The sequence below is a fragment of the Nocardia sp. NPDC055053 genome (assembly GCF_053608285.1).
Map to the genome: position 1 here is coordinate 18823 of NZ_JBSGVD010000035.1, position 13328 is coordinate 32150.

The window sequence follows — 13328 nt, forward strand, 5'->3', positions numbered from 1 at the left end:
GGTGCGTGTTCTCCACCATAGGCAATGATCGAGAACCGAACAACCTATTTTCTACCTGCGGTTTTGTGTCGTAGCCCGCATCCGTGAGGCGACGATGGCGAGCACGTCGGCGCCGTACTGTTCGATCTTCTTCGGGCCGATGCCCGCGATCGACGCCAGTGCCGCGTCGTCGGCGGGCAGCTGCTCGGCGATAGCGGTGAGCGTGGTGTCGGTGAAGACGACGAAGTCGCGCACCCGCAGGACCTCGGCCTTCTCCGCCCGCCATGCCTGCAGTGCCTCGAGTAGCTGCGGGTCGAGCTCGGCCGGGCAGCGACGGCACCGGCCGAGCATGGTGGCGTAGGTGCCGATCAGTGGCTTCGCGCAGACCCGGCACAGCGGCCGCTTGCCGTCGGAGTCCTTCGGACCGTTCGCGGTCGCGGCGATTCGCGAGGCAGGCGAGTCGTCGGGCACCAGCCCGTTGAGGAACCGCGATCGCCTGCGCACCCGCCTGCCGCCCTCGGCGCGGGCCAGCGCCCAGGACACGGCGAGATGTTCGCGCGCCCTGGTGACGCCGACGTAGAGCAGCCTGCGTTCCTCTTCCAGCGCCGCCTGATCGGACGGACTGCCGTCGTCACCGAGGACGTGCTGGATGGGCAGGGTGCCGTCGGCGACGCCGACTAGGAACACGGCGTCCCATTCCAGTCCCTTGGCCGCGTGCAGCGAGGCCAGGGTGACGCCGTCGACGGTCGGCGGATGCTTGGCCTCGGCACGGGTCGCGAGTTCGCGAAGCAGCCCGGTGAGGTCGATCTCCTCGTCGTGGCCGACCAGCTCCTCGGTGAGCTGCACCAGTGCCAGCAACGAGGACCAGCGTTCCTTGGCCTGCGCGCCGGCGGGCTCCTCGGCGGTGAGCCCGACCGGGGCGAGCGCGGCCCGGACCAGCGTGATCAGTTCCGCGCCGCTGCGCGCCTCGTCGGGCAGGTCGTCGCGGGCGTCGGTCTGGCGCAGCGCCTGCACCGCCTGGCGGACCTCCTGCCGCTGGAAGAACCCTTCGCCACCGCGCACCTGGAACGGGATGTCGCGCGCGTTGAGCGCCTGCTCGAACGGTTCGGACTGGGCGTTGATCCGGTAGAGCACGGCGATCTCGGCGGCGGGTGTGCCCGCGGCGATCAGCTTCTTGATCCGGCCGGCCACGGCCGCGGCCTCGGCGGGCACGTCGGGGTATTCGGCGAACTCGGGTTCCGGCCCGTCGGGGCGCTGTCCGATCAGCGCGAGCCTGGTCCCGGCGATGCGGCCACGGGCGGCGCCGATCACCCGGTTGGCCAGCGACACCACCTGCGGGGTCGACCGGTAGTCGCGTTCGAGCCGGATGACGGTGGCGTCGGGGAAGCGGCGGGAGAAGTCGAGCAGGTAGTTCGGGGTGGCGCCGGTGAAGGAGTAGATGGTCTGGTTGGCGTCGCCGACGACGGTGAGATCGTCGCGTTCGCCCAGCCACGCGTCGAGTACCCGCTGCTGCAGCGGGGTGACGTCCTGGTACTCGTCGACGACGAAGCTGCGATAGCGGCCACGGAACTCGTCGGCGACGGCCGGATAGTCCTCGAGCGCGGCCGCGGTGTGCAGCAGCAGATCGTCGAAGTCGAGCAGCAGACCGTCGGCGGAGGTCTTCATCGACTCGTAGCCCGCGTAGACCTGGGCGACCCTGGTGACCTCGACCGGCGCGTCGCGGTGGTGCCGTGCCGCGGCGGCGGGGTAGTCCTCGGGCGCGATCAGCGACGCCTTGGCCCATTCGATCTCGCTGAGCAGGTCGCGGATCAGTTCGGTGGACGTGCCGAGCCCGGCACGGTGCGCGGCCTGGGAGACCACCGGGAACTTGCTGTCGAGCAACCGCCACGGCACGTCACCGACGACCTGCGGCCAGAAGTACCGCAGCTGCCGCAGCGCCGCGGCGTGGAAGGTGCGGGCCTGGACCTGCCCTGCCTCGCCACCGAGTCCCATCGTGCGCAGCCGGTTGCGCATCTCCCCCGCCGCCCTGGCGGTGAACGTCACGGCAAGCACCTGGTCGGCCTTCACGTGTCCGCCCGCGATCAGGTGCGCGATCCGGTGGGTGATGGTCCTGGTCTTGCCGGTGCCCGCGCCGGCGAGCACGCACACCGGTCCTCGCGGTGCCCGCACCGCGGCGGCCTGTTCCGGGTCGAGGGCGGTGAGATCGAGTGCTGGCACGGGCACCATCATGACAGCGCCCGCCGACAAGCGGACCCGATGGCCGCCGTACCCCGGATTACGGCGCGCCGATGCCTGCCCGGAACACCACGCGCTCGCGCGACGTTGCACATCCCGTGACTGAAGCAACCACTGATCTGACGATGTACTCGACCACCTGGTGCGGCTACTGCCGTCGCCTCAAGACCCAGCTCGACGAGGCGGGCATCACCTACACGGTGATCGACATCGAGGACGACCCAGCTTCGGCCGAATTCGTCGGCAGCGTCAACAACGGCAACCACGTCGTCCCGACGATCAAGTTCCGCGACGGCTCGACCGCGACCAACCCGTCGCTGTCGCAGGTCAAGCAGGCACTCGCCGCCCTGGCCTGACCGCGGGCGGCTGCTACTCCACCCAGGATTCGATGATCGTGCGGGCGATCGAGATCGAACCGGGCACCAGCAGCCGCGCGCCGGTTTCCTTCGCCGACCAGTCCCCGATCCGGAGCGCGGCCCTGACTTCGTCGCGGGTGAACCAGTGCGCCTCGGCGATCTCGCCGTCGGAGAACACCAGCTCCTGCGCCGGATCGCCGACCGCGGCGAAGCCGACCATGAGCGAGCGCGGGAACGGCCACGGCTGACTGCCGAGATAGTGGATCTCGCGTACGTCGACGCCCACTTCCTCGCGGACCTCACGCTCGACGCAGTGCTCGAGCGACTCGCCCGCCTCGACGAACCCCGCCAGCAGCGAGAACATCGTCGCGGGCCAGGTGTGCTGGCGTGCCAGCAGCACGCGGTCGGCGCCGTCGTGCACCAGGCAGATGATGGCGGGGTCGATCCGCGGGAACTCCTCCACACCGTCGGTGGTGAGCCGGGACCAGCCCGCCCGCGCCAGCGTGGTCGTCGTGCCGTCGCCGCCGTGGAACCCGGCGCGATCGTGCCAGTTCAGCAGTGCGTAGGCCGTGGCGAGCAGGTCGGCGGTGAAGTCGTCGACGGCGCCGAGTGCCCGCAAATCCTTCAGCGTCCCGTCGAGTTCGGGCTCGCGCACGGCCCACAGGTGGCTGCCCTCGACGACGCCGAGGAAGACCGCGCCGGGACCCGGCTGTTCGGCGATCGTGACGGCCGCGTCGAGGACGACACCGGCGCTCTCGACCCGCACCCGCCCGCGCGCGTCGACACGCAGGACCTTCGCTTTACCCCAGCCTTCGCGCAGGGCATCGGGATCGAGCCGGACGTGCTCGGCTCGATCGATGGTGGAACGCGACAGCAGCGGAACGTCTTTCAGTCGGAACGGCACAGTGCCGAGCCTAGTCGTACCCCCCGGTCCCGGCTTATTTCCCGCTGCGCCGGATGTAGAGCAGCTTGTCGCCCGCGTCGAGCGCGTCGACCTCGGGTTCACCCACCCGGATCAGGTCGCCGCCGCGCACGACGCCGAGCACGATGTCGCTCAGGTGCCGCGGCGATCCGCCGATCTCACCCGGCTCGACCTCGCGTTCGGCGACCGCGAAGCCCTGTTCGGGCGTCAGCAGATCCTCCATCATCTCCACGACGGTGGGCGTCGTGGTGGCGATGCCGAGCAGCCTGCCCGCGGTCTCCGAGGACACGACCACCGAGTCGGCGCCGGACTGGCGCACCAGGTGGGTGTTCTCGGCCTCGCGGATGGCGACGACGATCTTGGCCGTCTTGTTCAGTTCGCGGGCGGTGAGCGTCACCAGCGTGGCCGTGTCGTCGCGATTGGTGGCGACGATGACGGAGGCGGCCCGCTGCACACCGGTCAGCCGCAGCACATCGGATTTGGTGGCCGAGCCGTGCACGGTGACCAGGCCCGCGTTCGCGGCTTGCTCGAGTGCCACGGCGTCGGTGTCGACCACCACGATCTCCGACTGCTGCACCCCGTCGCCGAGCATGGCGTCGATCGCGGTGCGTCCCTTGGTGCCGTAGCCGACGACGACGGTGTGATTGCGCACGGTGTGCCTCCATCGCTGAATCTTGAACGCCTGCCGTGACCGTTCGGTGAGCACGCTGAGGGTGGTGCCGACCAGCACGATCAGGAACAGGATGCGCAGGGGGGTGATGACGATCGTGTTGATCAGTCGCGCCGACGGAGAGAACGGGGAGATGTCGCCGTAGCCGGTCGTCGACAGCGAGACGGTGGCGTAGTACATCGCGTCGAGGAACGACAGCTCGCCGCCCGCATTGTCGTTATAGCCGTCGCGGCCGACATACACCACGATCGCCGCGGTGAACAGCAGGGCGATCGCGAACAGGACGCGGCGGGTGAGCGACCACCACGGACTGGTCTGTGCCGCGGGGATCCGCAACAAACCGACCAGCGCGTAGTCCGGGCTGCTACTGAGCCCGATCGGGCCGACCTTGTCCCCTAACATCGCCCCCTCCTTTCGCTCGGCCCGGCACCGATTTCGTCAGGCTCCGGCACAAACCCGGAGCCTACTGTGTTCCCGCGCGCCGGGCTCATTCGACATCCGGGGCCGGAGCGGCGTCGCGGATGAGCTGCTCGAGCTCCTGCGGACCCGCGAGGTCGGCGGGGGCGATGGTGCGGCCGGAACGGACGTAATGGAATGCCGCGCCGACTCGTTGGAGCATCTGGTCCTCGGTGGCACCGGTGCGGGCGGCCATCAGCCGCGCCCAGGCGAGGCGGTAGACGGCCAGCTGCACGGCGACGGCGGCTTCGTCGGCGGGGCCGGGTTCGGCGCCGGTCTTCCAGTCGACCACCACCCAGCGACCGCCGGGTTCGGCGAACACGGCGTCCATCCTGCCGCGAATGACGGTGCCTGCGATGCTGGTCTCGAACGGCACCTCGACGTCCATGGGGTTGCGGTGCGCCCACGGCGACCGGCGGAACGCGGCCTGCATGGCGGCGAGTTCCTGGTCGGCGCGGCCCAGTTGGGTCGTGCTGTCGGCGGCCCCGGGCAGTTCGTCGAGGCCGAGCAGCTGTTCGGTGCCGAACCAGGACTGCACCCAGGCGTGAAAGGCGGTGCCGCGCCGTGCCATCGGGTTCGGCGGGTAGGGCAGTGGGCGGCGCAGGCGGGCCGCCAGCCGGGTGGGGTCGGCGCGCAGTTCGACGAGCGCGGTGGCGGGCAGCTGGCCGGGCAGCTCCACCTGTTGTTCGGCGAGTTCGGCGGCGGTGAATTCGGCGAGCAGGGCATCGACGTCGGTGGCCCAGCCCTCCGGGTCGTCCTCCTCGTCCGCCTCGGGATCGGCTGGGCCCGAACGCAACTGTTCGAGTGCCTCGCGGACGAGCGCGGCGCCCTGTTCGATCGGGTCGCGGCGGCCGCCGAGTGGGTCGCGCGGCCAGTGGGCGGTGGGTGGATTGTCGGCGAACGGGTTGACGGCGTCGGGCGGCGGCTGGTCGTCCCAGCGGGCGATGGTGGCGACGCCGAAGGCCGCGCTGTCCGGGTCCTCATTGGCCTGCTTGAGCTCGATCAGGAACTCCGACGGTCCCTTCTGTGCGGTGCCGGTTTCGGGCCAGTAGTAGGACGAAACCAGCAGTACCCGTTCCGTTCTCGTGAGCGCGACATAGAACAGCCGTCGTTCCTCGTCGAGTCGGCGGCTCTTGAGCGCCTCCTTGTGATCGGCGATGGCGTGCTCGAGTTCGGCCCGATCCCCCACCCGGCTCAGGTCGAGGACCGGCACGCCCTCGGACGCGTCGGGCTGGGCGCGGTCGCCGCGCAGGGAGGTGGGCAGTTCGGTGAGCGCGCCGAGCCAGGTGCTCAGCGCGGTCGTCGACGGGAACACCGACGCGCTCACGTGCGGCACCGCGACGACCTCCCACTCCAAGCCCTTGGCCGCATGCACGGTGAGTACCTGCACGCGATCGCGCGCGACCTCCACTTCCCCTGGCTCCAAACCGTTTTCGACCGATTCGGCGGCGGTGAAGAAGGCCAGCAGGCCACTCAGCGACGCCCGCGAGTCCGCCGCGTATCCGGCCACCACCTCGGCGAACGCGTCGAGGTGCTCGCGACCGGCACCACCGCCTGCGATGGCGCGTCTGGCCTGGGTTTCCACGCCGACGCCGATGGTGCGTTCGACATCGGCGACGAGCTCGACCAGCGGCTGACCGCTGCGTTCACGCAATGCGGCCAGCTCTTCGCCCAGCGCGAGGACGCGTGCGAATCCAGCCTCCGAATACTGGTCCGGCGCACCGGGATCGGCGATGGCGTCGGCCAGTCCCGCCTGTTCGGTGGGTTCCGGTGCGACCTCACGCAATGCCGTCGCCAGTCCGGCGGCGTCGGTGATGGCGGTGGACGCGTCGCCGGACAGGCTGCCGATCGACAGCATCCGCGCACGCCGGGCCAGCGCGGCCAGGTCGGCGACGCCGAGCCGCCAGCGCGCACCGGTGAGAATGCGGATCGCGGCGCTGCCGGTGCCGGGTTCGGCGATCAGCCGCAGGGTGGCGACGATATCGGCGACCTCGGGTGTCGCCAGCAGCCCACCGAGGCCGACGATTTCGACCGGGAGACCTTGTTCACGCAAGGCCTCCGCGATCGGTGCGGCGTCGGCATTGCGCCGGATCAGCACCGCCGAGGTCGGTGGTGGCTGCTCGGCTTCCCGCGCCATCGCCCATTCCTGCGCGATCCGCTCGGCGATCCAGTCACGTTCCTGGGCAACGGTTTCGGTGAGCGCCAGCTCCACAGTCCCCGGATGCGCCTCCGGTTTGGCCCGCAGCGCGTCGACCGTCGCCCCACCCGCGGCCTTGGCCCGCAGCCGCAGCGGATCGGCGACCAGGTTCGCCAGCGCCAGCGCTTCCGGCGGGTTCCGCCAGCTGGTCAGCAGCGGCAGGATCGGCGCGGGAACCCCTGGTGCAGTGGGGAAATCGGTCGCGAAGCGCGGGAGGTTGGCTGCCGAGGCACCACGCCAGCCGTAGATCGACTGCATCGGGTCACCGACCGCGGTCACGGCGAGGGTGTCACCGCCCGACGCCGTGTTCTTGTGGCCGTGGGACTGCTCATCCGCGACCGTGCCTTCCCCGCGCCCTGCCGCGCCGCCTTCGTCTGCACGGCTGAAGTCGCCGTCGACAGCACCGTGGGCGCGCCCTCCATCCCGGTCGTCGCCGCGCGCTCCGGTGAGCTGGTCAGATCCCGCCGGGTCGAGGTGATCCTGTGGGCCCCACAACATGTCGGCGTCCGACGTCTGGGCGGTAGGCACACGGCCACGCACGCGCACCGGGCGTGGCCGACCCTGGCGCACGGCCTCGGCATTGCCGAACAAGGCCGACAGCAGCACTCGCTGGGCGTGGCCGGTGTCCTGGTATTCGTCGAGCAGGACCAGTTTGAATCGCGCGCGTTCGGCGGCGGCGACCTCCGGGTGGTCGACCGCCAGCTGCGCCGCCAGGGACATCTGGGAGCCGAAATCGAGTGCGCCACGCCGGTTCAGCGCTTCGGCGAGCTGGCGGACCAGCGGTAGCAGCGCCACCCGCTCCCGTTGCGCGTCCACCAGCGCGGTCAGTGCCTTGCTCGGCCCGCCGCGCTGTCGCGGCCCGGCGGGCAGCGTGTAGACCAGCTTCTCCAGCTCGGCGTGTGCCTCGGCCAGCTGTTCCGGTTCCACCAGATGTTCGGCGAGCTGCCCGGACAGCGCGAGGACCGCCTCGGTCACCGATACCGGCGTGCGGTCGGTGTCGAGATCACCGTCCCAGGACCGCACCACCTCGTGCGCGAGCTGCCACAGCTGGGTCTGGGTGAGCAGCGCGGCCGACGGCTCCACCGGCAGCAGCAGGCCGTGCGCGGTGAGCAGTCTGCCGGCGTACGAGTGATAGGTGCTGATCTCGGGTTCGGCGCCGGAGATCAGCGTGCGCAGCGCACCGGTCGGGTCGATCTCGCGTACCAGCGGCGCGCCCGCCAGCCGCGCGAGCCGGGTGCGGATGCGGGAAGTCAGCTGCTGGGCGGCTTTTCGGGTGAAGGTGAGTCCGAGTACCTCGTCGGGCGCGACCAGCTGATTGGCCACCATCCACACCACGCGCGCGGCCATCGTCTCGGTCTTGCCCGCGCCGGCGCCCGCCACCACCAGCGTCGGTCCCGGCGGCGCGGCGATGACGGCCGCCTGTTCGGCGGTCGGTGGCGGCAGGCCGAGCGCGTCGGCCAGCCGTTGCGGGGTGACGCGCACGCCGCTCACTCGTCGGTCACCTGCCGTCCGGTGTCCTGCACCGGGCAACTGCCCGCGACCGGACAGTGCCTGCACCCGTCGTTGCGCACGGCCAGGTATCCGGGCCCGCGCGTGGCGGCTGCGGCGTCGTGGATCGTGTCGCGCCAGGTCCCGAGACCTTCGGCGTCCAGCGCGGTCTGGGCGCGTTCGGTGGCGCCGGTCTTGTTGTGCGGCTTGGCGACATAGACCAGCCGCGCGCCACCGGGATCGGCGACGGGCGACCCGTCGGACTCCTCCTCGTCGAGCGCGCCGTGGGCGGCGGCCACCTGATAGGTGGCCAGCTGGGCATGATCGGCGACAGCCTTCGCGCTGACCGGTGTCTTACCGGTCTTCACGTCGACGATCACGAACCGGCCCTGCGCATCGCGTTCCAGCCGGTCGATGCGGCCGCGGATCCGCACGGCGCGTTCGTCGTCCGCCCGCGCGGGCAGCACGCAGTCCACCGGCACCTCCACCCCGGCCTGGGTGAGTTCGCCGCGGGTGGTGCGCACCCAGGCGAGGAAGGTCTCCAGCATCGCCTCGGTGCGGCGCAGTTCCTGCCGGGAGTGCCAGCCGGTGGCCGGGTCGACGGTCTTCCACGCCTGGTCGAGCGCCGCGCGGACCTGCGCCTCCGGCACCTCACCAGCCAGCGCCTGCACCAGCGTGTGCACGAGGTTGCCCTTGACGGCGTGCGGGTTGTCGCCGTCGGTGCCGCCGTGGCGTTCCAGCGCCCAGCGCAGCGGACAGGTGCGCAGCAGTTCGACCGTCGACGGGGACAGCCCGATCGGGGAGTCGTCGTCGTCCCACAGTTCCCGGTCGGAGCTGAGTTCGGCGGTGCCGTACCAGTCGCCGGGGTCGGTGCCGGGGACACCGGCGTCGGCGAGCCTGGCCAGTTGATGCGCGGCCCGGTCGCGCCGGTCGGGTGCGGTGGTGGGATCGCAGACCACGCCCCGCAATTCGGCGACGAGGGCGTGCATCACCAGCGCGCGACCGGGATCGGCGACGGGCAGCGCGCCGGGTTCGCCGGTGTCCTCGTCGCCGAGCAGTTCGATGAGGAACCGCGACGGCACGAGATCCTGGTCTCCTGCGGCGGATTCGACGGCGGTGACCAGCAGCGATCGCCGCGCTCTGCTACACGCGACGAGCAGCAGCCTGCGTTCCTCGGCGAGGATCGGCGCGGCCCGGCTCGTCGTCGCACCGGGATCAAGCCCGGCGACCAGGTCGACGAGGTCCTCGGTGTGCAGCAGAGTGCCCCTGGCGCGCGGGTTGGGCCAGATGCCCTCCTGCACAGCGGCGACGGCCACCACATCCCATTCCCGCCCGGCCGCGGCGTGCGCGCTGAGCAGCGACACCGCTTCACCTTCGGCGGTCAGCGGCCTGCCCTGCTGCGGAATCTGCTGGTGCAGAAGATATTCGACGAAGCCTTCGATGCTGGCCTTGGGCAGCCGGTCGACGTAAGCCGCTGCGGCGTCGAACAATTCGACGGCCGCGTCGAGGTCGCGGTCGGCCTGCATGCCCGCGGCACCACCCCGGCGGGACTGGCGGAACCAGCGCCGTTCCAGCCGCGAGCTGGTCCACAGGGTCCACAGCACGTCTTCGAGACCCTGTCCCCTGGCCTGGGTCTCCCTGGCCTTGCGCACGGCGCGCAGCACGCGTTGCAGCGGCGCCGCCTCCACCTCGGTGAGCCCGTCGAGCAGCCGTTCCTCGCCGATGCCGACGATCAGGTCGCGCAGCACTTCGGCCGAGGACTGGTCGATCAGCGGTACCGCGGGCGGTTCCGGTTCCGGGCGTGGTGGACCCATGTCGACCGGCGGTGCGGCAGGCAGGGTTTCGGCGTCGAGGATGTCGATGTCGTCGGGGAGCCGATCGGCGATGTCCCAGTCCGGTTCGGGTTCCGGGCGCAGCGGGTCCTCGGGGTCGGGCTCCGGCGGCAACCATTCATCGATCGGATCCGGTTCCGGCTCGAGCAGTTCCGGCGGCGGTGGCGGCGCCTCGCCCCACAGCAGGAATTGGTCGGCGTCGGCGTACGGGTCGGCGGCGGCCAGCGCCCCGGTGCGTTCCAGGTCGAGGACCGTGCGCCGGACACCGCGACGCAACCGCCGCAGCGCGATCTGGTCGGCGCCACCGAGCGGTCCGGCCAGCAGATCCATCGCGTCTTCCGGCGAGAACATGGCATCGATCGCCCGCCGCGACCCCGGCCGCGACGGATCACCCGCCAGCAGTACCCGCAGCGCCAGCACCATCCACGCCGCACCGCGCCTGCGCGCGAGCGGCTCGGCCACCGCCGGCCTGCGCACCGGCACACCCGCCGCCAGCAGCGCCCGCCGCAACGGTGCGAGCGACAGCGGCACCGATCGCACGATGACCGCCATCGACGACCACGGAACCCCGTCGGTCAGGTGCGCCCGCCGCAGATGGTCGGCGATGAGCGCCGCCTCCTTGGCCGCGGTCGACAGCACCCGAACCCGCACACTCGATTCGTCGACCTCCTCGTCTGGTCCAAGGTCGTCGAGCGCGCCCAACTCACCGGACCCCACCGACCCGCCGTACCCCGCACCGCCGGAGTTCCCGGATCCACCGAGCACCGGCTCCGGCAAACCGCTGCCGATGTCCGAATCCTCTTCCACACCAACAGGATCGGCGGGCACACCAGATTTCGGTGGTTGCGTCTCCTGTCCCGGCAGCACCCGATGACGCGCGCTACCCGGCAACCGCGCCGCGATCCGAGCGGTCGCGAGGCGGATCGGCGCACCACTGCGATGGTTGTGGCGCAGGATGATTCGCCGCTGCGGCACCGTGTCGATATCGACCAGGAAGCGCGAATCGGCACCGCGGAAGGTGAACACACTCTGATCCGGGTCACCCGTGATCACCGTGCTCGCACTACCACTGCCGATGGCGCGCACCAGGGTCGCGGCCTGCGGGTCGAGATGCTGGGCGTCGTCGACGAGCAGAGAGCGGGTCCGGTCACGTTCGGCGGCCAGCAGGTTCCGGTCACCGGCCAGCGCGTCGAGCGCCGCCCCGACCAGCTCGGCCGCGTCGAGGGCGGGCGCTGTCGCCTCCGGCGCCGCGACACCGACCGACCAGCGCAGCATCGACGCCTCTTCATAGCGCTGGAAGAACCGGCCCGCCGCCACCCAGGCGTCGTTGTCGTGTTCGCGTCCCAGCGCCATCAGGTCTTCGGGGCCGAGCCCGCGTTCGGTGGCCCGCAACATCAGGTCGCGGAGTTGTTCGGCGAACCCACCCAGCGCCAGCGCGGGTTGCAGCCGCGGCGGCCACAGACCACGCGCGCCCGCGTCGATGTCGTCGAGGTCACCGCGCAGCATCTCGCGCAGCACCGCGTCCTGTTCGGCGCCGGTGAGCAACCGGGGCGGCGGATTGCCGTGCAGGTCGGCGTGGCGGCGCAGCACCGAGAACGCGTAGGAGTGCAGCGTCCGCACCATCGGTTCCCTGCTCGCGCCGGGAATGCCACCGGCGTGCGGACCGAGCTGGGTGGTGATCGCGTCGCGCAGCGCGGCGGCGGCCTGCTTGGTGTGGGTCAGGACCAGGATCGATGCGGGGTCGGCGCCGTCGGTGATCCGCGCGGTCACCAGGTCGACGAGCAGGGCGGTCTTCCCGGTGCCCGGCCCGCCGAGGACCTGCCACGGCAACCAGCCCGGACGCGGCGGCGCGGGCTGGGCTTGCTCGGCGAACAGCGCGCGAACAGCGGCGCCCCAGACCCGCGGCCGGGGCGCCCGCGTCGTCCGGCGCACGAGTCGCACCGAGCTATCCGATCGCACCACGTCGGCTATTGCAACAGACCAGTACGACACGCCAGCACTCCCCTGCCGGACAGACACGCTGCGCGAGCGTGCGCGACCGGCCAGAATGGCTGTCGTGTCCTCGCTTCATGTGCACCGTTTCGGCCCCGCCGACGGCACCGTCGTCCTCGCCCTGCACGGTCTCACCGGCCACGGCAACCGTTGGGAAACCCTCGCCACCGAGCACCTCCCCCAGGCCCGGGTCATCGCCCCCGACCTGCGCGGACACGGCCGATCCAGCTCGCTCCCGCCGTGGGATTTCGAGACGATCGTCGACGACCTCGCCACGCTGCTGCGCGCCGAGACCGACGGCCCGGTCGTCGTGGCCGGACACTCCTTCGGCGGCGCGGCGGGCATCCACCTCGCCCGGCGCCATCCCGAGCTGGTGCGCGCGCTGGTCCTGCTCGATCCCGCGATCGGCATCGACCCCAAGATGATCGAACAGGTCGCGCTCGCCAACCTCGCCTCCCCCGACTACACCGACATCGCCGAGGCCAGGTCGGACAAGCAGCACAGCGCCTGGAGTCCCGGCGAGGTCGACCCGGCGGTCCTGGAGCGCGAGCTGGCCGAGCACCTGGTGCCCACCGAGGGCGGCCGGGTCGGCTGGCGGATCTTCCAGCCGGCGATCACCTCCTACTGGGGTCAGCTGGCGCGACCGTTCGTGCTGCCACCCGCCGACCTGCCGACCGTGCTCGTGCGGGCGGCGAAGGTGCAGCCGCCGTACGTCACCGGCGAGTTCCTCGCCGCGCTGTCGGCCCACCTCGGCGACCGGCTCACCGTCGAAGTCTGGGACTGCGATCACATGGTCGCCCAGGCGCGACCCGCCGACGCCGCCGCCCTGATCGCCGCGGCCCTGTAGGCGATGGCGGCCACCACGGAGGAACAGGTCGAACGGGTCCGCGCGCTGGTCGCCGCGATCCCGCCCGGCCGCGTCGCCACCTACGGCGATATCGCCCATGCCGCCGGCCTGTCCTCCGCCCGCACCGTCGGCTGGATCATGCGCACCGATTCCGCCGATCTCCCGTGGCACCGGGTCATCGGCGCCTCCGGTCGCCCCGCCGCCCACCTGGCCGCCCGCCAGCTGCGACTGCTCGCCGAGGAAGGAGTGCCGATAGTCGACGGCCGGATAGACCTTCGCACGGCGCGGCTGTGATGCTCGGTCCCGGCACACCACCGGATCCGACTGCCAAGGCGCAGGCCCGTCCGCGCTCCA

General features: G+C 71.4%; 8 protein-coding genes. 3 read left to right on the forward strand and 5 right to left on the reverse strand.

The genetic code is table 11. The features are described from left to right. Positions 1 to 51: 51 nt before the first annotated feature. On the reverse strand, positions 52 to 2208 hold the full coding sequence (locus ACWF82_RS27815; RefSeq protein ID WP_452505858.1) for an ATP-dependent DNA helicase UvrD2: 2157 nt from the start codon (positions 2206 to 2208) through the stop codon (positions 52 to 54). Positions 2209 to 2339: 131 nt separating this feature from the next. Between ACWF82_RS27815 and ACWF82_RS27820 the strand changes: the two genes are divergently transcribed. Further along, positions 2340 to 2570 (forward strand): mycoredoxin, encoded by a 231-nt coding sequence (locus tag ACWF82_RS27820; RefSeq protein WP_189027531.1) that lies wholly within the window; start codon positions 2340 to 2342, stop codon positions 2568 to 2570. Positions 2571 to 2583: 13 nt separating this feature from the next. On the opposite strand, the gene nudC is transcribed toward ACWF82_RS27820, so the two are convergent. From nudC to ACWF82_RS27840, 4 genes are all read right to left on the reverse strand, one after another. Continuing rightward, positions 2584 to 3474 carry an NAD(+) diphosphatase gene (nudC, locus tag ACWF82_RS27825; protein WP_452505859.1) on the reverse strand — a complete coding sequence of 297 codons (891 nt, stop codon included), beginning with the start codon at positions 3472 to 3474 and terminating at the stop codon, positions 2584 to 2586. Between the two features lie 34 nt (positions 3475 to 3508). Next, the gene (locus ACWF82_RS27830) at positions 3509 to 4564 is read right to left on the reverse strand and encodes a potassium channel family protein (RefSeq protein ID WP_452505861.1); all 1056 of its coding nucleotides are present in this window, start codon (positions 4562 to 4564) and stop codon (positions 3509 to 3511) included. An 85-nt stretch (positions 4565 to 4649) separates the two neighbouring features. Then, a complete protein-coding gene (locus ACWF82_RS27835) occupies positions 4650 to 8306 on the reverse strand; it encodes an ATP-dependent helicase (protein ID WP_452505863.1) in 3657 nt (1218 codons plus the stop codon). Further along, entirely contained in the window at positions 8303 to 12094 is a 3792-nt protein-coding gene (locus ACWF82_RS27840; RefSeq protein WP_452505924.1) for an ATP-dependent helicase, read from the reverse strand. Before ACWF82_RS27840 ends, ACWF82_RS27835 begins: the two co-directional genes overlap by 4 nt. Before the next feature lie 88 nt (positions 12095 to 12182). Here ACWF82_RS27840 and ACWF82_RS27845 point away from each other — a divergent pair, with 88 nt between their 5' ends. Both ACWF82_RS27845 and ACWF82_RS27850 read left to right on the forward strand, forming a co-directional pair. Then, positions 12183 to 12974 carry an alpha/beta hydrolase gene (locus ACWF82_RS27845; protein WP_452505865.1) on the forward strand — a complete coding sequence of 264 codons (792 nt, stop codon included), beginning with the start codon at positions 12183 to 12185 and terminating at the stop codon, positions 12972 to 12974. A gap of 3 nt (positions 12975 to 12977) precedes the next feature. Continuing rightward, a complete protein-coding gene (locus ACWF82_RS27850) occupies positions 12978 to 13268 on the forward strand; it encodes an MGMT family protein (RefSeq protein ID WP_452505867.1) in 291 nt (96 codons plus the stop codon). Positions 13269 to 13328: the final 60 nt, after the last annotated feature.